This window comes from Rhizobium alarense (assembly GCF_021555155.1).
GTDB classification, from domain to species: Bacteria; Pseudomonadota; Alphaproteobacteria; order Rhizobiales; family Rhizobiaceae; genus Rhizobium_D; species Rhizobium_D alarense.
In genome coordinates this window covers 19,596-44,201 of the sequence record NZ_JAKGBU010000014.1, presented here as the reverse complement: position 1 = coordinate 44,201, position 24,606 = coordinate 19,596, and the positions used below count along the sequence as shown (strand labels likewise).

General features: G+C 64.6%; 21 protein-coding genes. 13 read left to right on the top strand and 8 right to left on the bottom strand.

Annotated features, from left to right (window positions below; genetic code table 11):
- The first annotated feature begins 177 nt into the window (after window positions 1-177).
- Both LXM94_RS06565 and LXM94_RS06560 read left to right on the top strand, forming a co-directional pair.
- Window positions 178-1,143 carry an ABC transporter substrate-binding protein gene (locus LXM94_RS06565; RefSeq protein WP_408015595.1) on the top strand — a complete coding sequence of 322 codons (966 nt, stop codon included), beginning with the start codon at window positions 178-180 and terminating at the stop codon, window positions 1,141-1,143.
- Window positions 1,115-1,780, top strand: a complete 666-nt coding sequence (locus LXM94_RS06560) for an ABC transporter ATP-binding protein (RefSeq protein ID WP_268965042.1) — start codon at window positions 1,115-1,117, stop codon at window positions 1,778-1,780. The genes LXM94_RS06565 and LXM94_RS06560 overlap by 29 nt, the downstream gene beginning before the upstream one ends.
- A gap of 266 nt (window positions 1,781-2,046) precedes the next feature.
- Here the strand turns inward: LXM94_RS06560 and LXM94_RS06555 are convergent, their stop codons facing one another.
- From LXM94_RS06555 to LXM94_RS06535, 5 genes are read right to left on the bottom strand one after another with little or no spacing between them, the layout of a single operon-like run.
- Window positions 2,047-2,919 carry an ABC transporter permease gene (locus LXM94_RS06555; RefSeq protein ID WP_408015594.1) on the bottom strand — a complete coding sequence of 291 codons (873 nt, stop codon included), beginning with the start codon at window positions 2,917-2,919 and terminating at the stop codon, window positions 2,047-2,049.
- Window positions 2,886-3,599: an ABC transporter ATP-binding protein gene (locus tag LXM94_RS06550; protein ID WP_235770359.1), complete on the bottom strand. Its 714-nt coding sequence runs from the start codon at window positions 3,597-3,599 to the stop codon at window positions 2,886-2,888. Before LXM94_RS06550 ends, LXM94_RS06555 begins: the two co-directional genes overlap by 34 nt.
- A 7-nt stretch (window positions 3,600-3,606) precedes the next feature.
- A complete protein-coding gene (locus LXM94_RS06545; protein ID WP_235770358.1) occupies window positions 3,607-4,065 on the bottom strand; it encodes a cupredoxin domain-containing protein in 459 nt (152 codons plus the stop codon).
- Window positions 4,066-4,086: 21 nt separating this feature from the next.
- Complete coding sequence (locus LXM94_RS06540; protein WP_235770357.1) at window positions 4,087-5,052, bottom strand: YVTN family beta-propeller repeat protein; 966 nt, start codon at window positions 5,050-5,052, stop codon at window positions 4,087-4,089.
- 1 nt (window position 5,053) lies between these two features.
- Window positions 5,054-6,241: an ABC transporter substrate-binding protein gene (locus LXM94_RS06535; protein ID WP_235770356.1), complete on the bottom strand. Its 1,188-nt coding sequence runs from the start codon at window positions 6,239-6,241 to the stop codon at window positions 5,054-5,056.
- 153 nt (window positions 6,242-6,394) lie between these two features.
- On the opposite strand from LXM94_RS06535, the gene pedF reads away from it, so the two are divergent.
- Together pedF and LXM94_RS06525 are read left to right on the top strand one after the other, a co-directional pair.
- Window positions 6,395-7,081: a cytochrome c-550 PedF gene (pedF, locus tag LXM94_RS06530; protein ID WP_235770355.1), complete on the top strand. Its 687-nt coding sequence runs from the start codon at window positions 6,395-6,397 to the stop codon at window positions 7,079-7,081.
- Window positions 7,082-7,087: 6 nt separating this feature from the next.
- Window positions 7,088-7,984, top strand: coding sequence for a transporter substrate-binding domain-containing protein (locus LXM94_RS06525; protein ID WP_235770354.1), 897 nt, complete (start codon window positions 7,088-7,090; stop codon window positions 7,982-7,984).
- Window positions 7,985-7,986: 2 nt separating this feature from the next.
- Here the strand turns inward: LXM94_RS06525 and LXM94_RS06520 are convergent, their stop codons facing one another.
- Window positions 7,987-8,862, bottom strand: a complete 876-nt coding sequence (locus LXM94_RS06520) for an FAD:protein FMN transferase (protein ID WP_235770353.1) — start codon at window positions 8,860-8,862, stop codon at window positions 7,987-7,989.
- Window positions 8,859-10,706, bottom strand: coding sequence for a 4Fe-4S binding protein (locus LXM94_RS06515; protein ID WP_235770352.1), 1,848 nt, complete (start codon window positions 10,704-10,706; stop codon window positions 8,859-8,861). The genes LXM94_RS06520 and LXM94_RS06515 overlap by 4 nt, the downstream gene beginning before the upstream one ends.
- A gap of 361 nt (window positions 10,707-11,067) precedes the next feature.
- Between LXM94_RS06515 and LXM94_RS06510 the strand changes: the two genes are divergently transcribed.
- The 9 genes from LXM94_RS06510 to LXM94_RS06470 all read left to right on the top strand — a co-directional run bounded on the left by LXM94_RS06510 (window position 11,068) and on the right by LXM94_RS06470 (window position 23,309).
- Window positions 11,068-11,853, top strand: a complete 786-nt coding sequence (locus LXM94_RS06510; RefSeq protein WP_235770351.1) for an ABC transporter permease — start codon at window positions 11,068-11,070, stop codon at window positions 11,851-11,853.
- Window positions 11,854-11,973: 120 nt separating this feature from the next.
- Entirely contained in the window at window positions 11,974-13,038 is a 1,065-nt protein-coding gene (locus LXM94_RS06505; protein ID WP_235770350.1) for an AraC-like ligand-binding domain-containing protein, read from the top strand.
- 207 nt (window positions 13,039-13,245) lie between these two features.
- Complete coding sequence (locus LXM94_RS06500) at window positions 13,246-15,273, top strand: hydantoinase/oxoprolinase family protein (protein ID WP_235770349.1); 2,028 nt, start codon at window positions 13,246-13,248, stop codon at window positions 15,271-15,273.
- Between the two features lie 3 nt (window positions 15,274-15,276).
- Window positions 15,277-17,244: a hydantoinase B/oxoprolinase family protein gene (locus LXM94_RS06495; protein ID WP_235770348.1), complete on the top strand. Its 1,968-nt coding sequence runs from the start codon at window positions 15,277-15,279 to the stop codon at window positions 17,242-17,244.
- Window positions 17,245-17,426: 182 nt separating this feature from the next.
- Window positions 17,427-18,281: an FAD binding domain-containing protein gene (locus LXM94_RS06490; RefSeq protein ID WP_235770347.1), complete on the top strand. Its 855-nt coding sequence runs from the start codon at window positions 17,427-17,429 to the stop codon at window positions 18,279-18,281.
- Window positions 18,278-18,760, top strand: coding sequence for a (2Fe-2S)-binding protein (locus LXM94_RS06485; protein ID WP_235770346.1), 483 nt, complete (start codon window positions 18,278-18,280; stop codon window positions 18,758-18,760). Before LXM94_RS06490 ends, LXM94_RS06485 begins: the two co-directional genes overlap by 4 nt.
- The gene (locus LXM94_RS06480; protein ID WP_235770345.1) at window positions 18,753-21,101 is read left to right on the top strand and encodes a xanthine dehydrogenase family protein molybdopterin-binding subunit; all 2,349 of its coding nucleotides are present in this window, start codon (window positions 18,753-18,755) and stop codon (window positions 21,099-21,101) included. The genes LXM94_RS06485 and LXM94_RS06480 overlap by 8 nt, the downstream gene beginning before the upstream one ends.
- A gap of 53 nt (window positions 21,102-21,154) precedes the next feature.
- Window positions 21,155-21,895, top strand: coding sequence for a 5-oxoprolinase subunit PxpA (pxpA, locus tag LXM94_RS06475; RefSeq protein WP_235770344.1), 741 nt, complete (start codon window positions 21,155-21,157; stop codon window positions 21,893-21,895).
- 31 nt (window positions 21,896-21,926) lie between these two features.
- Window positions 21,927-23,309, top strand: a complete 1,383-nt coding sequence (locus LXM94_RS06470; protein WP_235770343.1) for an aspartate aminotransferase family protein — start codon at window positions 21,927-21,929, stop codon at window positions 23,307-23,309.
- Window positions 23,310-23,399: 90 nt separating this feature from the next.
- On the opposite strand, the gene LXM94_RS06465 is transcribed toward LXM94_RS06470, so the two are convergent.
- Window positions 23,400-24,593, bottom strand: a complete 1,194-nt coding sequence (locus LXM94_RS06465) for an ABC transporter substrate-binding protein (protein ID WP_235770342.1) — start codon at window positions 24,591-24,593, stop codon at window positions 23,400-23,402.
- Window positions 24,594-24,606 lie beyond the last annotated feature (13 nt).

Below are 24,606 nucleotides of genomic sequence, written 5' to 3'. Positions count from 1 at the left end.
GGGCTCCACAGCGCGGATCATCTGCGCAGTCGGTTGTGAGATGAATTGGACCTTGGTCGTAATACGCCCGATCCGGCAGATCACCGGGCCGTGCCGCCCCCCCAATAGGTCGTATTCCCGGCAGACCGCGCCGCGGATAGCATCGGCCAATCGCGGGAGGAGAAACCCATGACATTGATGAAATCACTTGCCGGCGCGGCCGTCGCCGCGCTTTTGTCCTGTTTGCCGGCGCTTGCCGAAACGCCCGTCCTGCGCGCTGCATTGCAGCTCTCGGGCACCGTGAACTGGGAGGTCGACACCATCCGCCACTATGGTTTCGACCGGTCGAACGGCTTTTCGATTGCGGTCAGCGACGTGGCCGGCGCTCCCGCGGCGCAGCTCGCGCTTGTCGCCGGCGAGGTGGATGTGATTGTTTCCGACTGGCTCTGGGTGGCGCGGCAGCGGGCTGCCGGCCGCGACCTTGTCTTCATTCCTTATTCGCGCACGGTTGGCGGGCTGATGGTGGCTGCCGACAGTCCCGCCAAAAGTCTCGCCGACCTCAAAGGGCAGAGGATCGGCGTTGCCGGCGGCCCGGTCGACAAGAGCTGGCTGATCCTGCGCGCCTATGCGCTTAAGGTGGAGGATTTCGACCTTGCCGGCGCGACCGAGCAGGTTTTCGGCGCTCCGCCGCTCATCTACAAAGCGGCCGTCGACGGTGACGTGCAGGCGGCATTGAATTTCTGGAACTTCGGCGCACGGATGCAGGCTGCGGGCATGCGCACGCTGATCGCGGTCGATGACGCCGCCGCGGCCCTCGGGCTCGATCCGGAAACGCCGCTCATAGGATATGTGGTTCGCGGCGAGGTGCTGAAGGCCCATCCCGGCCTCGGCGAGGCAATGGCGGTCGCGTCGCGGCAGGCCAAGGACAGGCTTGCCTCCGATCCGGTGGCATGGGAACGCATCCGGCCGATGATGCGGGCGCAGAACGACGCGGAGTTCGAGGCGCTCAAGGCGGGCTTCCTCGCAGGCCGGCCGCAAGCCGGTGCCGTCGACGAGCAAGCCGCCGCGCGCATGCTTGCCATTATGGCCGAGCTTGGCGGTGCCGATCTGGTCGGGGATTTGAAAGAACTGCCCGATGGCGTCTTCCATCATCCCGGCAGTTGAGCCGGTCCTTAGCCTGGATCTTCGATGTGGCGGGCCGTGCGGCGTGCTCGGCCCGATCAAGCTTTCGCTGGCTCCGGGCGAGACGGTGGCGCTCACCGGCCCGTCCGGTGTCGGCAAGACGTCGCTGCTGCGTATCGCCGCTGGCCTCGACTGCACTTTTGCAGGGCATCGCCAGGCGACGGCACGATTGGCGATGGTCTTTCAGGAGCCCGTCCTCCTGCCATGGCGGACCGCGGCCGAAAACCTCACGATCGTCGCCCGTATATCCGAAGAGGAAGCGCTGCACTGGCTGGAGGATGTCGGGCTGGACGGGCTTGGCGATCGTTTCCCCGGCATGCTGTCTGTCGGCCAGCAGCGGCGGCTGTCGCTGGCGCGCGCATTCGCCTCGTCGCCAGACCTGCTCTTGATGGATGAGCCCTTCGTCAGCCTCGACCCATCGCTCGCCTGCGAGATGATGGACCTGTTCGAACGCCTGATCGCCGCTCGGACCTGCGCGACCCTCCTCGTGACCCACGCGCGTGCCGAGGCCGAGCGGCTCGCCGGACGCATCCTGCGCCTCGAAGGGCGGCCTGCGCGGATTGCCTGCGAGGACCAAAAAGCCGGAGCATATTTGCGATTGTCGGCGCATCCGGTGTGACGACGCCGAGGTCGTAGCTCATCCCGCAGACACATTGCGGGGGCAAACCCGCCGCTTGCCGCCTCGTCGACGGAGAGGCGGCGTGCCGTTTCATGAGAGTCGGGCCTGGCGAGGTAGCAGCCGATGGCGCGGATTGGCCATGCTCGTTCGCTCTTCCGCCTGTGACCGTGCGGCACTGGCGGAAAGAAGCAGAAGGCTGGCGGCCAGGACGGCAAGGCGCACGGCCGTTCTCCTTTTCGGCAAAACCTCTTGTCCGTCGAAATCCGTCAGGCCTTGCGTGCGATAAGCCCGCGGGCGGGGTCGTAGCCCCAGACCGCGGCGAGCCCGAAGACGACGAAGGCGGCAACCGTGACAGCAAGCGCCATCGGATTGCCCTTTGCATAGAGCGCGAAGCGGATGAGTTCGACGGCATGGGTGAAGGGATTGAGTTCGCAAAGATCCCTCAGCCGCGGCGAGGCCTCGGCCATCTTCCACAGCGGATAGAGCGCGGAGGACAGGAAGAACATCGGGAAGATCACGAAGTTCATCACGCCGGCGAAGTTCTCCAGCTGGCGGACGAGCGAGGAGAGCAACAGGCCGAGTGCGCCGAGCATCATCGCTGCGACCGCCATCGCGGGGGCAGCGGCGAGATACCCGGACCAGGGAAAGCGGATGCCGTAGAGCGCCGCGATCGCCAGGAACGCATAGGCCTGCAGGATCGCGATCAGGCTGCCGGCGAGAAGCCGGCAGAAGAGCAGCCACCAGCGCGGCAGCGGCGCCGTGAGCAGGAGCCGCATCGATCCCATTTCCCGGTCGTAGACGAGGCTGAGGGAGGATTGCATACCGTTGAACAAAAGGATCATCCCGACGAGTCCCGGCACGATATAGATCTCGTAGGTGATGTAGGTCTGGTAGGGCGGTGTGATCGACAGGCCGAGTGCGGCACGAAAGCCGGTGGCAAAGACGAAGAGCCAGACGAGCGGCCTGATGAGCGCTGCGACCAGACGGCCACGTTGGCCGAGGAAGCGCAAGGCTTCGCGCTGGAGGATCGCCCGCAGCGCGACCAGCGGGCGCGGGCCGGAAGGTCCAGCGGCCCTCGGCCCTGATGCCGGAACCTCCTTCGTCGTCACGGCTGGTCTCCCGTAAGCGCGAGGAAGCATTTCGTCAGGTCGGCGCCACCGATCCCGCCGGCCTCGCCATCGGCAAGCACCCGGCCGCGATGGAGAATGACGAGGCGATCTTCCGGCCGTACCTCGTCAACCAGATGCGTCGCCCAAAGTACGGTCATCCCCTCCGCGGCAAGATGGTGGACGTGTTCCGTGATCGCCGCGCGCGAGGCTGCATCCAGGCCGACCGTAGGCTCGTCCAGCAGCAGGACCGCCGGCCGGTGCATGAGGGCGCGGGCGATTTCCATGCGCCGGCGGTGGCCACCGTTCAGCGCCGACACTTTCTCCCGGGCGCGCTCGGCCATGCCGAGCCGCTCGAGCATGGCGGTCATGCGTCCTTCGGCTTCCCGTCCACAAAGACCATGGAGGGCCGCAAAATAAAGCAGGTTCCGCCTGACGGTCAGGTCGGGGTCGAGCGTCGGGGCCTGGAACACGACGCCCATGCGGGCGAGCGCGGCGCGCGGCTCGCGCGCAATGTCGTGGCCCATGACGGAGATGCGGCCGGCGCCCGGCGTGAAGAGCCGCGTGAGCATGCCGAACAGTGTGGATTTCCCCGCGCCGTTCGGTCCGAGCAGCGCGCAGAAACGGCCCGGTTCGACAGAGAAGGACACGCCATCGAGCGCGCGCCGCGCGCCCCAGTCATGGTTCACTCCGTCTATCACCAAGCCGCTCATCTGCTGCTCATTCTATGATGATCGAGACCTGTTGCGTGTCGCCGGTGCTGCCGGGCACCTTGAGATGGTAGGTGCCGGGCTTGATCGCGACAAAGCTGATTTCCGCCTCGCCGCCGTCGTCGAATTCGATCGAGTCGATGCCGAGCGGCCGGATCTCGATACCCTCTATGACGATCTCGTTGACCCAGACGGCGCGGAAGAAGCCGGCTCCCTCGAGTGCCAGTTCCTGGCTGCCGTCCGCCTCGATCGCCAGCGTGTAGTATTTGCCGGACGTCAGCATCAGCGGCGCGTTGGAGACCGGCTGGCCGGCCGACAGGGTCAGCGCCGGCAGGGTCTCGCGGTTGGATTTGGAAAGGATGCCGGCAAGGCCCATGCCGGCATCCGCCTTGTTGTCGTCATCGTCGTCCGCCAGTGCCGCCAGCGGCATGGCAATGAGCGCGACAGCGGCCAGGATTGCCTTTTTCATCATTCCCTCCTTCTTCGGATTTCACGGTCTGGACGCGGCGCCCCAGGGGAAGCGCCCGACCTTGATCGATTTCACGGGTTCCAGCGATGCGACGTCGATGACGGTCACGTCGCCCGAGACGCCGTTGGTGGTGAAAAGCTGCGTGTGGTCCGGCGAGAAGGCCAGGTGCCAGACGCGGCGGCCGACGAGGACATAGGCCTTCGTCTCGAACGTATCGGCATCGATCACCGCAACGTGGTTGGCGGGACCGAGGGCGACGAAGGCCGTCTTGCCGTCCGGGGTGAATTTGAAACCGACGGGCTGGATGAGGTCGGCATTGACGCCCGTGATCTCGAAGCGGATCTTCGCCTTTTCCGCCTGCGTCGCGACGTCAAAGACGGTGATCGTGCCGCCGATTTCGGACGAGACCCAGAGTTCGGTGCCGCCCTTGGCGAATTCTGCGTGGCGTGGACGGGAATCGACGAGCGTGTTGGCGAAGATCGTCTTCTTGTCGGTGTCGATCCAGTGGGCCATGTTCGTCGTTTCCGACGTGGTTATGACGATCTTGCCGTCCGGCGAGACCGCCATGCCTTCCGGCTCGATGCCGACATTGACCTGGGCCACGACCTGCCGCGTGTCGACGTCCACGACCGTCGTCACCGCATCGTCTTCGTTGGCAATCCACAAATGCTTGTCGTCGGGGGCGAGCACGAACTGCTCGGGATCCTCGCCGGAGGGCAGGTCGTGCAGGATCTCGCCGGTGGCGGGATCCATTGCCTGGACCGTGTCGCTGTCGGACGCGCAGATGTAGACGCGGCTCTTGTCGGAATTGAAGGTGATGCCACGCGGTCGCTCGCCGGTCTGGATGGTCCGCACCACTTCCAGCTTGTCCGTGTCGATCACGGAGATGGTGTCGTCCTTTTCGTTCGTCACCCAGATTTCGCCGGCGGACACCTGAAGAGGTGTTGCGGTCAGCAGGGGCACGATCAGCAGGGCCGGAAGTCTCATCTCATCCTCCAAAGGCGGTGCAGGCGCTTTCGGGCCGGTCAAGGCCAAGCGTATCCATTTCGTTGGTCTGGTGCAGATAGCCGTCGAGCGGTGCGAGTTCGACCAGCGCGCGCGCGTTGACGACCGCCATCGGCTGGCGAAGCTGGCCGTCCCAATCGCGATAGCTCAGGCTGCGGCCCTTGAAGCCGTCGAGGGTGAACCTGGCAGACAGGATGAAGGCGCGCAGGACCGCCGGATCGCCGGAATTGGTTCGCGTGACGGCCTCGCCGATGGTGCGCAGCGCCGTCCAGGCGGCATAGTCGCGCGAGTTCATCGGGCGGCCCATCGCCTTCTCGAAGCGGTTCTGGAGCTGTACGGCGGCCCATTGTTCGAGAACCGGCGCCCATCCTTCTCCATGCAGGCCGTCCGATCCGGCGACAGGCCGCGGCAGCCAGGTGTTGTCCTGCACGTAGCGGGCGAAATCGTCGGCCTCGTCGGCGATCAGCAGGACGTCGTGGTCGGGAAAATCCTGGGTGAACAGCGGGATTTCCCGGCCCGCGGCGCGGCGCAGGTCGGTGTCGAACGTCCAGTCTTTCGAGGCGAGAATGTCCACGCCGAATTTGGCGGCGGACGCGCGCAACGTGTCGGCGAAGGCGCGGTCTTCCGGTTTCGGGCCGACGATCAGCACCGTGCGGCTCCAGCGCCGCGCCTTCAGTGCCTGCATGAGCGCGTCCGTACGCATGGCGTCCTCGGGCATCGTGTGCAGGAGATTCGCGCGGCAATCCGCATCGCGCAGCCGCCCTGCACCGGACGAGACGTTGAAAAGCAGCGCGCCTTTGGCTTCCGGCAGGTCCGCGACCGCGAGAATGCCCTCCGGCGATGCATCGAGGAAGACGACCCTGGAGGTGGCGAGCACCTTTCTGGCGGCAGCAAGAAAATCGCCGCCGGGCTCCACCGAGGCGAGCGCCAGGCTGTAGTCGTGCCCCATGAAGCTGCCGGTGGTCCTGGTATCGACCAGTGCCACCTCCGCGCCGGCAATGCCGCGGTCTTCGGGAATCGGATCGAGATTGGAGAGGATCGGCGGCGCCTCGACCTCCTCGCGCAGATAGGTCATCGGTATCGCGACCTCTGCCGCGGCCGACGTTGCCGAGCAGAAGACTGCGGCTGCAAGGCACAATCCTTTCCGGCTGCCTTTGAAGCCTTTCGGCATATCCCGTCCTCCCACTCCTGTGAGGATGGCGGGATGTCGAAGCACCCGAAATACGACCTTGGTGCCATGCGGCGCCGCGACCTAGGTCGAATATCGCGCGGCTGCCTCGTTGCCCTAGAAATAGGCGGAATTGGAAATGCGAGGGAGGTCCGCATGTCGGCCAATATCATTCGTGGCGGGATCGCCGCTTTTATCCTGATGGCGACGACGAGCATGGTGATCGCCCACGGCGACGTCGTCCCGCAGCCTGTGAACACGGAGGCGTTGCCGGACGTCGGCGAAGAGTGGCTGACCGAAAATCCCTATCGTGAGGCAAAGGTTGGGCACGACGTCTGGTTGAAAGCTGTCGAAATAGGAGCCTCCGGTTTTAATCAGAACTGCGCACGCTGCCATGGTCTTGGTGCTGTCTCGGGCGGCCTCGCACCGGACCTGCGCTTTCTCGAGGCCGAGGAATACGGAGACGAGTGGTTCGTCGAACGGTTCCGCCACGGCTATACCCAGGACGGCACGACAAAAATGCCGGCGTTCGGCGATATCCTCGGGCAGAAGGCGGCTTGGGCGATCCGCACCTATGTCGAAACGCGGCCGGAAGACGGTGCGCTCGACGCGCACGCAAAGCGTCTCCATGAAATCCGCGACGAACTCGGCAGCGGCAAGGTGACCGATACGGGGGCGCTCAAGAAAGAGCTGGAAACGATTGCCATCGAAGTGAAGACCGCTTCCGGCGCCCCGGTCGCCGATAGCGTCACCTACGAGGCCGCGCGCATTCTCTCCGACACGCCGGAAAGCTGGAAGAGGGCGGCGGAGGTCCTGACTGTCGGCCTGTCCGCGACGCAGTAGCCCGCCATGATGCGCCACGCCCTTCTGGCCTTGGCAATTGGCGTCGCCTATCCGGGCGGCGCTTTCGCGCGTTGCGAGGACTCCAGGCCCCAGTTCAAGCCGCAAAACACGTTTGCGCAGGATGTCGGACGCGAGTTCGACAGGATCATCGAGGAGGGCTGGATCGAGTTCGCCGTCTATGAGAACTATCCGCCCTGGTCGTTCGACGAGAAGGGGAAGGCGGCCGGCGTGGACATCGAAATCGGCCGGCTGATCGCGAAGGCCCTTGGGGTCGAGGCGAAGTTCCGCCTCGTTGCGGCCGGCGAAAATCTGGAAGCGGATCTCTTGAACTACGTCTGGAAGGGTGCCGCCATTGGCGGTCGCGTCAGCGACGTGATGCTGCATGTGCCCTATGACAGTGCGCTCGTCTGCCGCATCGAGCAGGTGAGCTTTACCGGGCAGTACGCCACGGAGAACATCGCGATTGCCTATGGCGCTTCCGACTACGAGGAGAAGGCGCCGACCCCGCCCTTTTTCCGGTTCGACTCCGTGGCAGTTGAGAACGACGCGATTTCGGACTTCTATCTTACGTCGCTGATCGGTCCCGTGGACAAGATCCGCCGCTATCGCTCGACCGCAGCGGCGGTGGACGGACTCGCTAAAGGCGACACCAAGGCGGCAATGGGTCCGCGCGCGGAGCTGGAAGCCGGGCTCACCCGCCATCCGGATGTCGGGCTGAAAGTGCATTCTCCGCCCCTTGTCGGTTTTGCGCGCGGAAGCTGGACAATTGGCGTCGGCGTGAATTTCCAGCACAAGGATCTCGCCTATGCCGTTGACGCAGCGATCGAAAAAGCGCTTGCCGATGGGGAAGTCACGCGGATTTTCGCGGCGCATGGCCTGAGCTTCACGCTGCCTCAACGATAGATTCAGAACGTCGAGACATCGCCGGCCGGGTCGACTGCGGTGACGCGCGTTACACTCCGGGCGTGGCGCAGCGTTGCGCGAATCTCCTCGGGCGTCATCAAGCAGAAGGCGGTCGAGAATCCGTCCGCCAGCGCCGCGCTTTCCGCCTCCACCGATACCGTCGACCAGCGGGGCCGTTCACCGCGCGGCCCGAGAATATGAAAACTTGTACCGAGCATCATTGCCGAAGGGCTTGAAGTCGCGATGGCGTTGCCGTCGAGGCGGCGGGTCGCAATTCGACCCAAAGACGGATCTTCGACGGAAACACTGAACGGTCCGCCAATGGCGGCGAATTCCCCCATGTCCACGAGGGTCTGCGCATACCCTTCTGCAAACAACAGGCGACGCACGCGATCAGCCGCATAACCCTGCGCGATGCCGTTCAAGGTCAGCGCTTGCCCATCATCCAGTCGGACGGGCGGCCCCAGGCGGACCCGCTTCCAGCCGATAGCTGCGCGTGCCTCTTTGGTGTCGCGCCCCTCGGCAAGCGCGCGCCATAGCGGCTGCACCGTTGGGTCGAACCGCCCATCCGTCGCCTGATGGACATGGCCGGCCAGACGAAGGAGATCGCGAAGAGCAGACGGCGGGTCGTCCAGATAGCCCTCAGCGTTGAGTCTGCCGAGGGTGGACCTGGTTTTGAACAGGCTGGCGGCCGCTTCGACCTCGGCAATCGTGCTGCGGATCCTGACGGCAACGTTCTGTGCCAGACCTTGCGGGCCGCGCATATCCACGCGTACGGTGCCGCCGAGCATGTCCGACTGCCAGGCTGTGACTTCGGCGCGGGCCGTGCCGGAAAAGGCGGCTGCCGCGGCGATGAACAGGAATCGACGTCGCTTCATGTTCGTGCCTGCTCCCTGGAGTGCGCTTGAATGGGTGCGCGCTTTCGACGCGCCAGGACCAACGGCACGCATTGGGCCGCGTCATTGTGGATCGACACGCAGTCGAGACATTGGAAACACTCGCTGTAGGCGATCTCGCCGGTTTTGCGGATGGCTCCGTAGGGGCAGCGCACCCGGCAGAGCTGGCAGGGCGAGCCGCATTCGGCGCGGCGGGGTATCCAGCGTCGGGTCCGCAGCATCCCGCCAAGCGCTATGACCGCACCGAGGGGGCAGACATAGCGGCAGAAGCCCTTGAAGGTCGTTGCCGCGAGGAGCAGCCAGAAGGCGGCGTAAGCAACATAATACCATTCGCGCTGAAAGAGTGTGGTGACCGCCGTTTTGAAGGGTTCGATCTCGGCTGCGGTTTCTATTTTCTCCGGTGCAAGAAAGGTGACAGCGACCAGGCCGACGAGGGAAAGCCATGCGCCGGCCTTCAGCCGCCTGTCCCAGAGGGATGAGGGGTTCCACTGTGGCAGCCGGAGGAGGCGGCCGGCATGGTGGGCAAATTCCTGCATGGCGCCGAAGGGGCAGAGCCAACCGCAGAAGAAGCCGCGTCCCCACAGGACAAATCCGAGCATGGCAGCACCCCAGACCATCAGGGAGAAGGGATCGTAGAGCAGGACCGCCAGGCTGCCGCCGCCGTTTGCGGAGCGCAGGGCAGCGAGCGGCGTGACGATGGACAACTGGCCCTGGCCCCACCATCCAACGAAGCCGACCATCACGCCCAGGAAGGCAAGCCGCACCGGACCCAGCACCTTTGGCGCAGCGAGCTTGTGCATGCCGGGGCCGACCGCGCCGATCAAACCCGCAAGCAGAATACCAAGGCCTGCAAGATCCCACTTTCGATCGACGAACGCCGCCTGCCACGGCGGCAGCGCCGCGGACAGTTCCGGGCGGACGAAAAAGGCGGGGTCAGCCCGCAAGGTGAGCGGAAAGTGGACCGAGCCCATTTCCGGCTTCAGCATGCCGTGGGCGCGCACGGCCTGGGCGGAGAGTGTCCAGTCTCGCGTGGGGTCGAAGCCCAGGCGACGGTCAATTCTCAGGATCATCGTCGTGCCCTGCGGCACGTTCCGCCTGGTTTCAACTGCTATGTCGGCATCGCGGAGCGCGACGGGCAGGCCGTCCTGGACCGCCACAAGCCTGTCCGGCGCGGTGTTGCGCACGAAATCCCCGGAGACGAGCCCATGGTGACCGGCATCGATAACAAGCAAGGGCTCCTCGTCCGGCGACACGTGCAGTAGGCGTTGAAGGTCGGCGAAACTCTCCTTGCTCAGGACCGCCCGGGCGACGGAGGGCGGACCGATGTCGACCGCCCACAGATCGAGGAAGAGTCCTTGCGGATCACCCGCCGCCTCGGGGTCGTCATGCGCCCAGATCGTCGCCTTGAAGGCGTTGCCGAGTTCGGCGTTCGTGACCCTCAGGTTCCGGGCCAGCCCGCGCGCGACGAGTTCCGTCCAATCGAGTTTCTCGTCTATCGACGGATCGGGATGCACCGGCGGGCCGCTTGCAACGCCCTGCATCTTCTCCCGCGCGACAGCCAGCGTTGCGGCGAGGATCGATTCATGCGCGATGCGAACGGAAGCCGTGGCTTTCGTGACCCCGTCGAGGTAGACGAGGTCGGAGCCGCCGTCGACCGCGGCATGCGGTGTGCCGACAACAAGCGCCTCCCGGATCGAGTGCCCGCGATACTGTTCGAGGAATGCGCGCAACGGGGCTTCCCCCAAGCCAGAAACGAAGATCGGCTCGTTGTGCGCGATGAGGCGCACATCGAGAAAGCGGCCATCCCGGTCGATCGTCACGAGCATGTTGATGGGAGCGCCGGAAAAACCCGGAAGCGGCGCAAGCGGACCGGTTTCAAAGACGTAACCCGCTTCTGCTCCCCCGGAATTCAGCAGCGTCCAGACGCCCCTCTCGTTCACCTGCTTGCCCAGCGCATAGGGCGGCGCGATCATGTTCGCAAGCGCGTCCCGATTAAGTGACGCCGCGCCGGCCATCCGGGCGCAGATGAGCATGCCGAAAGCGAGAATGCTCAGCAGGGCCAAGCGTCTTCCCATAACGCGATCCTCCCGGGCCGATTTCTATGCTCCGGGTGAAATGTAGCCATACGACCAAGGTCGCGGATCGGGGGCTCGGCCGGCCGGCTATAGTCAGGTCAGGAGAGTTCGGATGTCCGAGAAGAGCCCTGGCGACCGCTGGCAAGCGGACGTGTTCCTTCTTTCACTTGGCCTGTTCGGGCTGTTCTGGGCGGCACTCGCGGCCCTGAAGGCTGACCCGACCGTGCTTCCTGGGCCGGTCGATGTCGCCCGCGCGTTCTGGTCGGAAGCGGTTTCCGGACGGCTGCCGAGAGAGCTGCTGGCCACGCTGCTGCGGGTGACCATCTCGTTCGGATTGGCCATGGCTGCGGGCTGTCTGCTGGGGTTTCTCCTCGGCCGACATAAGGCGCTGAACCGCTGGGCCGATCCCTGGGTAACGATTTTCATGAACCTGCCCGCACTGGTTCTGATCGTGCTTTGCTATCTTTGGATCGGGCTGAACGACGTTGCGGCGATCGTCGCTGTAACATTGAACAAGACGGCGATGGTCTTGGTCACAGTGCGACAGGGCGTCCAGTCCTTCGATCCGGCACTCGATGACCTGGCGACCGTCTCCCGGCTTTCGCGCCGGGAGCGATTCCGGCATCTCGTCATACCGCAACTGGCACCATGGCTGGCGGTTGCCGCCCGCAACGGCATCGCCGTCATCTGGAAGATCGTGCTCGTTGTCGAATTCCTCGGTCGCTCCAACGGAGTCGGCTTTCGCATTCACCTGTATTTCCAGCAGTTTCAGACCGCGCATGTGATCGCGTATTCTATCGCCTTCATAGGCGTCATATTGGTCGTAGAACATGCGATCATCCACCCTTGCGAGGTTCGGTCTGCCCGCTGGAAATTTGTGTCCAAACGGCGCCTCTAGTGCCCTCAAACGGGGGGTCGCGCTCATACGCAAATACCATCACGGAAGCTGTCGAGACAATTTCCGACCTGCTTCCTCTGACGCAGTCCGCGCGGCGGCGTTCAGAAGTTTATTCGTTTTTTGGCAATACGGGCGTTTTTATTGATGTATTCTTGCCGCAACAACGACGCCGGCAAAGCCGGAGCACCAGGGGAATATCGAGGAATGAGATACGTCGTCGATAACATCGGCGGCCCGCTTGGCGGCGATGCCTGGCAGGCTGCAGTCACGGAAACCTATTTTCCACTCGATACCGAGTACCGCAATCGCAGCGAGTTCAAGGGTGCGCTCGATACCTGGTCGCTGGGTCTCGTGGGCGTCTCGCGAATGCGCTGCGATGCTGTCAGCTACAGGCGGCACCGCCGGCACTTCGTCAACGAGCGCGACGCCAGTCTGCTGATCACCATTCCCGAAGTGAGCGAAGTGAACTTCTCGCAGGGCTCGCGCAGCGTCAAATGCGATCCCGGCGGCTTCATCCTGGAGCGCGGCGATGCCCCTTACGAGTTCTGGCACGGCCGGCCGAATGCCCTTTGGGTGCTGAAAGTGCCTTCCGCCAGCGTCCGAGCCCGCATCGGCCCGACCGAACGGTTGAGCGCGCTGAGCTTCGACGGGACGAGCGGCGTCGCAGCTCTGTTCCTCGACACGGTGCGCACCACGATCGGCCACGTCGCCCAGATCACCGAAGCGGCGCGAGAAATGACCGGCCGGCATATTCTTGAAATGCTCTGCCTGTCGATCGTCAGCGATGACCGGGTGCTCAACAGCAGTGTTTCTTCCATTCGGGCGGGGCATCTTCATCGCGCCGAGCAATATATTCGCGACAACATCAAGAGTTCGGCGCTAGGTCCCCAGGCGGTCGCCGACGCCTGCGGAATATCGCTGCGCTACCTGCAGGGATTGTTCCAGGACAGCGACAAGTCGATCAACGGCTTCATCCGTGACAGCCGGCTCGATCATTGCGCCGAAGAACTGACGTCGACCACCTGCAGCTCGACGATTGCGGAGATCGCCTATCGCTGGGGGTTTGCGGACCAGTCGCAGTTCTGCCGGCACTATCGGGCACGGTTCGGCTGCTCGCCGACCGAAACCCGCAAGCAGGCAGCACTCAGGGCAGGCCGACCGACCGGCGGACGGCAGAGACATTAGCACCGCGATCACTTACCCTGAGACCTCGGGCGCCGGCATGAACGCAAACCGCAGTCGGCATGCCCCACGCTGAGGCGCGGGCGGGAACGTCGAAGCCGTCCGGCCCCCGGGCTTCCGCCACCATCGGAGAAGACGAAACGCTGCCCCCGCGCGGGGCGGGCGCGGGCCGGATTTTGTCCGGCCAAACCAGCCTGCAAAGGAAAGATCATGACCAAGACGAGAGTTGCCGTGGATGTCGGGGGGACCTTCACCGATATCTGCATCATGGACGAGGAAACCGGTGCGATCCGGATCGAGAAGACCGCCTCGACACCGGACGATCCCATGCGCGCGATCCTCAACGGCGTAGAGCAGGCACGCATCGACCTCTCCGAGGTGACGATGTTCTCGCACGGCACGACGGTTGCGACGAACGCGCTGATCACCCGGCGCCTGCCGCGCACGGCGATGGTCTGCACCGAGGGCTTCCGGGACGTAGTCGAGATCCGCCGCGCCAACAAGGAGGATCTCTGGGACACCTACAAGGATGTGGCCAAGCCCTATATTCCCCGCCGCGACCGGTTGACGGTCCGCGAGCGTGTGGATGCCGAGGGCGTCGTGCTCGAGGCGCTGAACGAGGAGGATGCGCGCCGCGTGGCAGCGGTGCTGAAGAAGCGGGACGTCAAGTCCGTGGCCGTTTGCTTCATGAATGCTTATGTCAACGGCGCGAATGAACGACGCATGCGCGCGATCCTCCGGGAGATCATGCCCGACCTGCCGGTCTCGATCTCCTCGGAGGTGATGCCGGAGATTTTCGAACATGAGCGCTTTTCCACGACCATGGCGAACGCCGTCTGCGCGCCGGTCGTGGTGGACTACGTATCGCGCCTCGGCGAGAAGCTGGCCGCCGGCGGCTATCGAAGCGACCTGCTGCTGCTGCACTCCGGCGGCGGGGTGATGACGCCGGCAAGCGTTCGGGAATTTTCCGCCCGTCTTGCCGGTTCGGGGATCGCCGCCGGTGCGATCGCCAGCCGGTTCATCGGCAATCTCTGCGGTTTTCCCAATTCCATCGGCTTCGATATGGGCGGGACGAGCACGGATGTCTCGCTGGCCTGGAACGGGGAGCCGCGCATCACCAAGGACTGGTACATCGAATACGGCTATCCGATCCGCTTTCCCTCGATCGAGGTGCTGACGATCGGTGCCGGCGGCGGGTCGCTCGCCTGGCAGGACGAGGGCGGCTCGCTGCGCAACGGGCCGCAATCGGCGGGTGCCTTTCCGGGGCCGGCCTGCTACCGCAACGGCAATGCGACGGCGACGAACACCGATGCCAACGTCGTGCTCGGTCGGTTGGGAACGAGCCTTGCCGGCGGCAAGATTACCCTTGATCCGCAGCTTGCGGCGAAAGCCGTCAACGAGACGGTCGCCGATGTTTTCGGCATGGAACTTCACAAGGCTGCGGAGGCAATCGTCGCCGTCGCCAACGCCAACATGGCCAATGCCGTGCGCCTCCTGTCGATCAGCCGGGGCTATGATCCGCGCGATTTCGCACTGGTCGCCTTCGGCGGCGCCGGTGCGCTCCACGGCGCAGCCGTTGCCAGGGAGCTCTCCATCCCCACCGTGATCGTGCCCCCCAATCCGGGTGTTACATCGGCGCTCGGCTGCCTGCTCGTCGATGTGCAGCACGATTTTTCCGAAAGCTTCATGACCGACGCCTCGACGGTGGCTCCGGGCGAGATGGAGGCGGCCTTTCGGCGCATGGAGGTCCAGGCCGCCGAGCGGCTTTCGCATGAAGGTGTGTCGCCCGAGGACATGGCCATGCAGCGCACCGTCGAGATGATGTACCAGGGACAGTGGCGCTCGCTTGCCGTCAACGCGCCGGCCAAAATCGAGAGCATCTGCGCGCTGATTGAAGCCTTTCATGGCGAGCACGAACGCGAGTTCAGCTATCGCCGCGACGAGGCGCCGGTCTCGATCTTCCGCATCGCCATCAAGGCTGTCGGCATCGTGCCGAAGGCCGATCTACCGAAATACGAGATGCAAGAGCATGTGCCGGAACCGGTCGGCCGGCGGCCGGTCTGGTTCGACGGTGCGTCCCATGACACTGCGATCTACCAGCGCGAGGTGCTCGAGGCGGGCGCTTTCTTCTCTGGCCCCGCGATCGTTGAGCAGTTCGATTCCACCACGGTCGTCCCGCCCGGCATGAGCGCCAGGGTGGATGCATTCCTGAACATCCTCATTGCGACGAAAGGCTGAGACATGACCAACTTCACCGAAGCGGAAAAGAGCCTCGATCCGGTCACGTTCGAGGTCTTGAAGAACTCCTTCATCACGACCGTCGACCAGATGGCCGAGCAGATGCTGCGCACCTGCTACTCCTTCGTCATCTACAACCGCGATTTTTCCAATGCGTTGCATGATGCCGACGGCAATTCGGTCGCCCAGGGCAATTACGATATCGCCGTGCATGTCGGCACCTTGCACAACACCTGCAAGGAAGTAATCCGCGCGTTCGAAGGCGACATGGCGCCCGGCGACGTCTATGCGATCAATGATCCCTATGCCGGCGGTACGCATTTCAGCGATGTCCGGCTGGTGCGGCCGATCTTCGACGAGGACACGCTGATCGGCTTTTCGCAGTCGAACGGCCACTGGTCGGATCTCGGCGGCTCGGTGCCCGGGTCCTTCGACGTCACGGCGCGCGACATGTTTCGCGAGGGAATGCGGATCACTCCCGTCAGGCTGTTTCGCGCCGGAACGTTCTGCGCGGACATCGCCAATCTGATCGCCGCCAACACCCGCGACCCGGCGTCGATCATCGGCGATATCCATTCGCAGGCGCAGGCGACCCTTGCGGCCGAGCGCGAACTGCTGCGGCTCGTGAAGAAATACGGCCGCCACCAGGTCACGCGCGGCATGGAGGAGGTGCAGGACTACGTCGAGCGCGCCGTGCGCAAGCGGCTTGCGGAATTGCCCGACGGCACCTGGGAGACGGTGGACTACATCGACCGCGACCTCGGCGCGGGCGAAGGGATGATCCCGATCCGCATCAGGATGACCATCAAGGGCGATACGATCCATTACGACTTCACCGGCAGCCATTCGACCATTGCGTCGATGTACAATTCGGCACCCGGCGCGACCTTCTCGGCCGTGGTTGCCGGCATGAAGACCTTTTTCCCGGATCTGCCCCTGAATAGCGGCTTCTACCGGATGATCGAGGTGACGGCGCCGAAGAACAGCGTCGTCAGTGCGGAATGGCCGGTGGCCGTCACCGGCTTCCTCATGCCTTTCGAGAAGATCATGAACGCGATCTTCGAGATGTGGTCCCAGATCATGCCGGAACGGGCGATCGCCTGCGCTTTCAATCTGGAATATCTGCTGGCCGGTGGCCGCGATGCCCGCAAGCCGGAAAAGCCGATCTTCATGTTCTACGAATGGTTGCCGGGCGGCTGGGGCGGCCGAAATGGCAAGGACGGCGCCGACGTAACCACCGCCTGCTTCGGAACCGGCCTGATGTCGCAGCCGAACGAGGGCAATGAGCGCGTCAACCCGACCCGCACCACGGAATTCCAGATCAAGCAGGATTCGGCTGGACCCGGCAAATGGCGCGGCGGCGTCGGCGTGCAGAAGACGTCCGTGCTGCTGTCGGCCGAAAACGCCGTCATGTCCTATATCTGCGACCGCGAGCGGGCCGTCGTCTGGGGCATCGAGGGCGGGCTGCCTTCCATGCCGCACGGTCTGACGATCCGCCGTTCGGGCGAGGAGGCTAAGACCTGGCTCGGCTCTGTCTTCTCCGACTATCCGGTTTTCACCGGCGATGAGTTCGCCCGGCCGACGGCCGGCGGCGGGGGCTTCGGAGATCCGCTGGAGCGCGACCCGCTGAAGGTGATGGACGATGTGATCGACGACTACGTGTCGATCGAGCGGGCGGCGATCGACTATGGTGTCGTCCTGAAGGAAATTGACCGCGATCTTTGCCGGTACGAGATCGACAGCGCCGCGACGGAGGCATGCCGGGCGGAGATCCGCAGCAAGCGCAAGGAGTGGGCGCGCATGGATCCGGACGCGGTTTCCGTCCGCTACAAGGCCGGCGAGATCAATGCGCTCGACGCGGTGCGCCGCTTCGCCGTCATCCTCGACTGGGAGAACGGCGATGTTCTGAAGAAGACGACCGAGCAGTTTCGCGAGAGCTTTGAGAAACGCAGTGTCGCCTGCTGGGTCTGACGATCACCTCGGCGGGTGTTGCGACGACGCGATGCCCGCCGCACCGATCCCTTTTCAGAGCCGCCGAGAAGTATCTGTTTTATCGATATAACATTCAAAAAACTACTATTTCACAGATACCTCCGTCTGGGAGAGAATGCTGCAACGCCGCAAAAGACGGCATTTCAAGGGGTACAGTGTAGATGTCCGATAGCTTGGAGCGGTCTTTGACCGTCGCCGGCAGCATCGAGGAAGCGCTTTCCGCCCGGCGGCAGGGCGCTGCGATCCTGGCCGGCGGCACATGGCTGATGCGGGACCCACGACGGGGGCAGGTGCTCCCGAAGACTCTGGTTTCGCTGCATGCACTTCCCGGTCTGGCGGCAATCGACATCAAGGCGGGCCACATGACAATCGGCGCGGCGGTCACGCATGAGGCGCTTGGACGGGCGTTTGCCGGCGTGGTGGGCTTCGAGGCCGTCGTCGCGGCCGCAGTCGGTGCCGCCAACCCGGCCATCCGCCGGGTGGCGACTGTGGGCGGCAATCTCTGCACGCAGGATTTCGCCGCAGCCGACCTGCTTCCGGTGCTTCTGGCTATGGAGGCTACCGTCGAACTGGCGGCGTCCGATGGCCCGATGTTCATACCGATGGCAGCTTTCCTCGCGGGCCGCAGGGTTCTTCTCACCGATACAATACTTATCCGTGTGATCCTTAGCCGCGATCTGGCAGCCAGCGCCCATGCACGGCTGCCGCTGCGCCGTGCCGGGGATTATCCGGTCGCGATCGTGTCGATGGTGCTCACGACGGAAGGCCGTCTGCGCGTCGCGGTCGGTTCGGTCGAGGACGTGGCGCGGCGTTGGGACGCGCTCGAGAATGCGTTTGCGGCGGAACCCGGAGGCCGTCCGGCCGGCGCCGAACGGGCGGCGGCCCTGGCTGCCGCGTGCAATGATTTCCGGGGGCGCGACGGCATAGAGGCGGACGGCTGGTATCGCCGGCAGGTTCTGCCGACGCTTGTGCGTCGCAGTATGGAGGCCCTCCTGTCCAAGGAGGTTATCCGATGACAGTCAAGCTTCACATCAATGGATCGGTCAGCCGCTTCAGCGGCGATCCGATGACGCCACTGGTCGATGTGCTGCGCCGGGAGCGGTATCTGACCGGCACCAAGGCAGTCTGCCGCGAGGGGTTCTGCGGCGCCTGTACCGTGGATGTCGACGGCGCGGCGGTGATGTCGTGTCTTCGCCCCGTGGGGTTGCTCGACGGTGCGACGGTGACAACCGTCGAGGCCTTGTCGCCGGGCGAGGGGCCGCTTCATCTGCTGCAGGCCGCGTTCGAGGCTGCGGACGTGGTGCAGTGCGGCATGTGTTTTCCCGGCGTGGTCATGAGCCTTTCGCCCTTCTTGCGCGACAACCCCGCTGCCGGCCGGGCTGAGGTGAAGGCGGCGATGGCCGGCAATATCTGTCGGTGCACGGGCTATGAGCGGATCGTCGATGCGGTGATGGATGTCCTCGGCCGGCAGAACAGGGAACATGTTCATGACTGACCTCTCGACGACCGTTATGGACCTGCCGCGCCGCGACGCACGCGACAAGCTGCGCGGGCGGACGAAATACACCAACGACCGGGCACGTCCGGACATGCTGCATGCCGTCCTGTTGCGCTCGACGGTGCCGGCCGGGCGTATCGTCAGGCTTGACGTGTCGGCCGCCTTCCAGTGCGCGGGCGTGCTGGCGGTGGCGACCGCGGCGGATGCGCCGGGCAATTACGGCATCGGCATCGCCGACCACCCGATCTTCGCCGTCGACACCATCCGCTATCACGGTGAGCCGATCGCCGCGATCGCCGCCGAAAGCGAGGCGGAAGCACGTGCCGCCCTTGCCGCCATCGTGCTGGAGGTCGAGCCGCTCGAACCCCTGTTCACGATGGCTGAGGCGCTTGCCCCCGACGCCCGGTTGTTGCACGAGGATTGGCGCAAATATGACGTGCTGACCGAAGGCGGCGCGCGTTCAGGCAACATCGCATGGGAAGCGAAATCGGTGCGCGGCGACGTCGACGCCGCGTTTGCCCGCGCCGATGTCACGATCGTCGAAAGCAGCTTCGTCGTCGGTCGGCAGAGCCATGTTCCCTTCGAGCCGCGCGTGGCCATCGGCAGCTGGGAAGACGGGCGCGCCCATATCCAGACTTCGACGCAGGTGCCCTGGACGGTGCGCAACGTCACCGGCCGCGTGATGCAGCTGCCGCCCGGGCGCGTGCGGGTCACGGTGCCGCCGGTCGGCGGCGGTTTCGGGCTGAAGTTCGACGCCTCGATCGAGCCGATCACCGCACTTCTGGCTCGCATCACCGGCCGCAGCGTCATGCTCGAAAACACGCGCCAGGAGGAGATGGCGACCTGCCTCTGCCGCGAGAATGCCGATATCGCCATCCGCTCGGCCGTGACGGCCGATGGCGATATCGTCGGGCGCGAGGCGGTCGTGCTGATGGATTGCGGGGCCTATGGCGGCGAGCAGGTTTTCCTGACCACCATGACGTCGCATACGCTCGGCGGCAACTACCGGCTGGGTGCTGTACGGCTCGTCAGCCGTGCCGTCTATACCAATACCCCGCCGAACGGCGCATTCCGCGCCTGCAACGGCGTCTACAACAGTTTCGCGCTGGAGCGGCACACCGATGAGATCTGCGCGGCGATCGGCGTGGATCCGATGGAATTCCGCAAGCGCAACGTGCTCGGGGACGGCGATCTCGGCCCGACGGGCCAGGTGTTCGAAGGCGACGTCCTGCGTCCCATGCTGGAGCGGATGGAAGTGCTGCGGGAGAAGACGGGAACGGCGGAGGACAAGGCGGACGGTCGTCTCTACGGTCGCGCCACGGCGATCGGCACCTGGTTCATCTTCGTCGGCCCGTCCGCGGCCACGGTCAACCTGAACGCCGACGGCAGTGCCACGCTTGTGACGTCCGGTGTCGAGATCGGCTCCGGCACGATGATGCAGTCCCTGCCGCAGATCGTGGCGGGCCAGCTCGGGCTGCACCCGGATCAGGTTATCGTGCGCGAAGCCGATACGGATGCCGCCGGCCTGGACGTTGGCGTGGGCGGAGGCCGGACCACCGTCTCGATCGGTGCCGCAAGCATCGCCGCATCGGCCGAAGTGCGCGAGAAGCTCCTGCGCACGGCAGGCGAGATGCTGCAGACACCTCCTGAGGATCTGGTGCTGTGCGAGGGGCGGGTTGAAATTGCGGGGCGGCCGGGCTCGAGCGTCGCCATCCCGACGGTCGTGACGCATGCGCAGGCGACGACAGGGCCGATCAGCGGCACCGGCAGCTTTACCGCGAGGAACACCCCGGCCATGGCAGGGTGCGCGATGGGCCATTTCATCGATGCGCTCGACATCCCGGTCTTCGTCGTCCACGAGGCCGAAGTGGCAGTCGATCCCGACACCGGGCATGTCGAGGTGCTGGCCTACCGGGTCGTGCAGGATGTCGGCCGTGCCCTCAATCGGCGGGCCGTCATGGGCCAGATCCAGGGCGGCGTGGTCCAGGGTCTGGGCTATGCGCTGCACGAGGAGGTGACGATCACCAATGATGGCCGCATCGCCCAGGACGGGTTTGAAACATACCGCGTGCCGTTGGCCCAGGATGTCATTCCCGTCGTCGCGGATCTCTACGAGGGGGCGCCGTCCATGGGTCCTTTCGGCGCCAAGGGCGCTGGCGAAGTTCCGATCCTTGCTGTCGGTTCGGCAATCGGCTGTGCGGTTGCACGCGCCATCGGCAAGTCCGTTTCCCGGCTGCCGCTGACGCCGCCACGCGTGCTGCGGCTGCTGAACGACCGCGAGCCCGCGCCGGCTCATGCCCATATCGCTGCGGACTGGACGGCCAACACCCTCGGCTGAGCAGACGCGTGCGGCGCCGGCAGCCGGCGGAGCGACAGAAGAATGGATGAGACATGGTCACGTTGAATTGCGACATGGGCGAGAGCTACGGAAACTGGCGCTTCGGAGACGACGCTGCGATCATGCCCTACGTGCACCTCTCCAACATTGCCTGTGGCTTCCATGCCTCCGATCCCTGGACGATGCTGAAGACTGTGCGCCTTGCCCTGCAGCATGGCACAAAGGTCGGTGCGCATCCTTCGCTGCCGGACCGGGAAGGTTTCGGCCGCCGCGAGATGAAGCTGCAGCCGGAAGAGCTGACGGCGGCGTTCCTCTACCAGATCGGAGCGCTGTGCAGCATTCTGGAGGCCGAGGGTGGCACGCTCTCGCACGTCAAGCCGCACGGGATCATCTACGGCATGGCGGCGCGCGATCGGGCGACAGCCGCGGCGATCGCAGCAGCGGTCAAGCCGTTCGCAGTTCCGCTGTTCGGGCTTGCCGGCACCTTCCATGAAACCGCGGCGGGGGAACTCGATGTACCGTTCGTCGGCGAGTTCTTTCCCGACCTCACCTATGCCCCGGACGGAAGCCTCGTGATCCCCCGCGTGCACGGTGCGATCGATCTGTCCGTTGCCGAAAGGCGGATGCGTCGTGCACTCACCTCGGGCGAACTGGAAACGACGGACGGCAGCATCCGCCCTGTCTCATTCGGGACCGTCTGCATTCATTCCGATCCGCCCAATGCCCGTGACGTAGCCGTCCTCATGCGGAAGGTCATCGACAGCCATTCTGACGGTCAAGACCATGCGGCGTGACCTTCCCTTATCTCCAGCCTGTGAGAACAACATGAACATTCTCTCCAATTCGCTTGCCGCTGCCGACACCGCCACGACCATGCACCCGAACACCAACATGCGACAGCACGAGCGCACCGGTCCGCTCGTCATCGACCGGGGTGAGGGCATCCGCGTCTATGACGACCGCGGAAAGGAGTATATCGAGGGGCTTGCCGGGCTCTGGTCGGTCGCGGTGGGCTTCTCCGAGCCGCGATTGGCGGAAGCCGCCTACAGGCAGATGCTGCGCCTGCCCTATTACCACACGTTCTCCTCCAAGGCGCACGAGCCCTCGATCCGGCTCGCCGAGAAGCTCGTCGACATGACGCCGCCGAACCTCACGCGTGTGTTCTTCACTTCGTCCGGCTCGGAGGCCAACGACACGATCGTGAAAATGGTGTGGTACATGAACAATGCGCTCGGCCGTCCGAGCAAGAAGAAGTTCCTGTCGCGCATCAAGGGCTATCACGGCATCACCATCGCCTCCGGAAGCCTGACCGGGCTGCCGATCAACCACCGCGACTTCGACTTGCCGGCCATTCCCGTCCATCATCTGACCTGCCCGCATTTCTATCGTTTGGGCGCGGAAGGGGAAGACGAAGCAGCGTTCACCGCCCGGTTGCTTGCCGAACTCCAGAGCGTCATCGAGAGGGAAGGGGCGGACACCATCGCCGCCTTCATCGGCGAGCCGCTGATGGCTGCAGGTGGTGTCATGCCGCCGCCGGCCGGCTACTGGGAGGGTGTCGAGCGCATCTGCCGCGCCAACGACATCCTGATCGTCTCCGACGAGGTGATCTGCGGCTTCGGGCGCCTCGGGACACCGTTCGGCTGCCAGAAATATAGCTTTACACCCGACATCATGACGCTGTCGAAGCAGATCACCTCGTCCTACATGCCGCTTTCCGCAGTGATGTTTTCTGATGCGATCTACCAGGTGCTTGCCGACAATTCGGAAAAGAACGGTGTGTTCGGACACGGTTTCACGGCATCCGGCCATCCGGTTGCCGCGGCGGTCGCGCTGGAAAACCTCGCCCTCATCGAGGAGCGGGACCTCATGGGCAATGCGGCCAGGCTGGAAGCGCAGTTCCAGTCCGGCCTCAGGTCGTTTGCCGATCATCCGCTGGTCGGCGAGGCGCGAGGCGCGGGTCTCATCGGCGCGGTCGAGCTGGTGGCCGACAAGAAGACCCGCAAGCCTTTCGACAAGTTGGGCAGGGCGGGCGCGATCGCCGCGGTCATCGGTCATGACGAAGGGCTGATCTTCCGCGCCATCGGCGACCAGTTGGCCCTTTGTCCGCCGCTGATCGCAACCGCGGACGACGCCCGCGAGATCATGGCCCGCATGGGTCGGACGCTCGACCGGCTGATCGACGCTGTCGCCGCCGAAGGCCTCGCGTGATCGAAAAGCCCGGTCGCCTGACGGCGACCGGGCTCATAAAGGGATCGGACTGGCAAGGAAAGGACGCCGGGTCGGCCCGGTGACGCTTCGTTATTTGACCAGTGCTTCCATCGGAACCGGCTCGGAGATGGTCCATTCGCCGACGATGCTCGGCTTGCCGTTCTTCGTTTCGGCGATCAGATATCTGGCCTTGTTCTGATGGTGCAGTTCGGAGGTGAAGGTGCGGGGACCAAAAAGGGTCGGCTCGTCCTTCATCTTTTCTAGCTCCGCAACGACGGCGTCGGCATCCGTAGTGCCCGCGCGCTCGACCGCCTTCGCCCAGACGTCGATCATGGAATAGCCCGGATAGACGTATTGGCTGGACGGGTCGGTACCGGTCTTCTCCTTGTAGACGGTGTTGAACTTCTGAACGTCCGGATTGGGGTCGTCGCCATAGATCGAGCCCTGCACGGGCACGAAGAAGTTCGACAGGTCCGGCACCGCCGACAGCCAATAGCTGCCGTCGACGCCCGAGCCATTGAGGATCATGGAGTTGATACCGGCGGCGCGCAGTTGCTTGATCGCCGAAACGGCGCCCGGCATCATCGTGCAGAGCATGATCGCGTCAGGCTCTTCGGGCAGCGACTTGATGCGGGTGATCTGGGCCGCGATCGAGGCGTCGTCGTTCTTGAAGGTATCCTCGCCGACGAGCTTGGCGCCCTGGGTTTCGAGCTTTGGCATCATCCAGTCGAAACCGTCGCAGATGCCTTTGTTGTACTCGGTCCAACTGTCGAGCAAACGGTAGAAGCTCTTCGCGCCCTTTTCCTTGTAGGCCCATTCGGCCATTGTTGCGCCCTGCACGGCAGCAAGGACCGATGCCGAGAAGCTGTGCGCGCCGACGCCCTGGATGCCCGCCTTGACCGACTCGGCGCACAGGAAGAAGGACACGAGACCGGCGTCCTCGGCTGCAAGCGCCGCCGGCGCGCCGAAGTCGTAGTCACAGGAGACGACCACCAGGTCGGCGCCCTCGTCGATGACAGTCAGGCCAGCCTTTGCGCCCTCCGCACGGTCCGACTTGGTGTCAGCATTGACCACTTCAATCTGCTTTCCGAGGAGACCGCCGGCGGCGTTGATCTCGCCGATGCGGATCATCGCCGCATCCTGCGCCGGCTTGTCGTAGGCTTCCATGAAGCCGGAAGCGCCGGTTGCGAAGCCGACAACGATCCTGTCGTCGTCGGCGAGTGCCGGATAGGCGGCCAGCGTGGTCGCCAGAACTGCTGCGAGCATTCCTGTTCTGTATGTCATTGACGTCTCCTTT

Bases quoted from the DNA above. Each gene is read 5' to 3' on its own strand.
- LXM94_RS06510 (WP_235770351.1), top strand. From the start codon at position 11,068: ATGTCCGAGAAGAGCCCTGGCGACCGCTGGCAAGCGGACGTGTTCCTT.
- LXM94_RS06555 (WP_408015594.1), bottom strand. From the start codon at position 2,919: ATGCTTCCTCGCGCTTACGGGAGACCAGCCGTGACGACGAAGGAGGTT.
- LXM94_RS06565 (WP_408015595.1), top strand. From the start codon at position 178: ATGAAATCACTTGCCGGCGCGGCCGTCGCCGCGCTTTTGTCCTGTTTG.
- LXM94_RS06495 (WP_235770348.1), top strand. From the start codon at position 15,277: ATGACCAACTTCACCGAAGCGGAAAAGAGCCTCGATCCGGTCACGTTC.
- LXM94_RS06545 (WP_235770358.1), bottom strand. From the start codon at position 4,065: ATGAAAAAGGCAATCCTGGCCGCTGTCGCGCTCATTGCCATGCCGCTG.
- LXM94_RS06560 (WP_268965042.1), top strand. From the start codon at position 1,115: ATGGCGTCTTCCATCATCCCGGCAGTTGAGCCGGTCCTTAGCCTGGAT.
- pedF (WP_235770355.1), top strand. From the start codon at position 6,395: ATGTCGGCCAATATCATTCGTGGCGGGATCGCCGCTTTTATCCTGATG.
- LXM94_RS06515 (WP_235770352.1), bottom strand. From the start codon at position 10,706: ATGCTCGTGACGATCGACCGGGATGGCCGCTTTCTCGATGTGCGCCTC.
- LXM94_RS06470 (WP_235770343.1), top strand. From the start codon at position 21,927: ATGAACATTCTCTCCAATTCGCTTGCCGCTGCCGACACCGCCACGACC.
- LXM94_RS06480 (WP_235770345.1), top strand. From the start codon at position 18,753: ATGACTGACCTCTCGACGACCGTTATGGACCTGCCGCGCCGCGACGCA.
- LXM94_RS06535 (WP_235770356.1), bottom strand. From the start codon at position 6,241: ATGCCGAAAGGCTTCAAAGGCAGCCGGAAAGGATTGTGCCTTGCAGCC.
- LXM94_RS06525 (WP_235770354.1), top strand. From the start codon at position 7,088: ATGATGCGCCACGCCCTTCTGGCCTTGGCAATTGGCGTCGCCTATCCG.
- LXM94_RS06490 (WP_235770347.1), top strand. From the start codon at position 17,427: ATGTCCGATAGCTTGGAGCGGTCTTTGACCGTCGCCGGCAGCATCGAG.
- LXM94_RS06520 (WP_235770353.1), bottom strand. From the start codon at position 8,862: ATGAAGCGACGTCGATTCCTGTTCATCGCCGCGGCAGCCGCCTTTTCC.
- LXM94_RS06465 (WP_235770342.1), bottom strand. From the start codon at position 24,593: ATGACATACAGAACAGGAATGCTCGCAGCAGTTCTGGCGACCACGCTG.
- LXM94_RS06540 (WP_235770357.1), bottom strand. From the start codon at position 5,052: ATGAGACTTCCGGCCCTGCTGATCGTGCCCCTGCTGACCGCAACACCT.
- LXM94_RS06485 (WP_235770346.1), top strand. From the start codon at position 18,278: ATGACAGTCAAGCTTCACATCAATGGATCGGTCAGCCGCTTCAGCGGC.
- pxpA (WP_235770344.1), top strand. From the start codon at position 21,155: ATGGTCACGTTGAATTGCGACATGGGCGAGAGCTACGGAAACTGGCGC.
- LXM94_RS06500 (WP_235770349.1), top strand. From the start codon at position 13,246: ATGACCAAGACGAGAGTTGCCGTGGATGTCGGGGGGACCTTCACCGAT.
- LXM94_RS06550 (WP_235770359.1), bottom strand. From the start codon at position 3,599: ATGAGCGGCTTGGTGATAGACGGAGTGAACCATGACTGGGGCGCGCGG.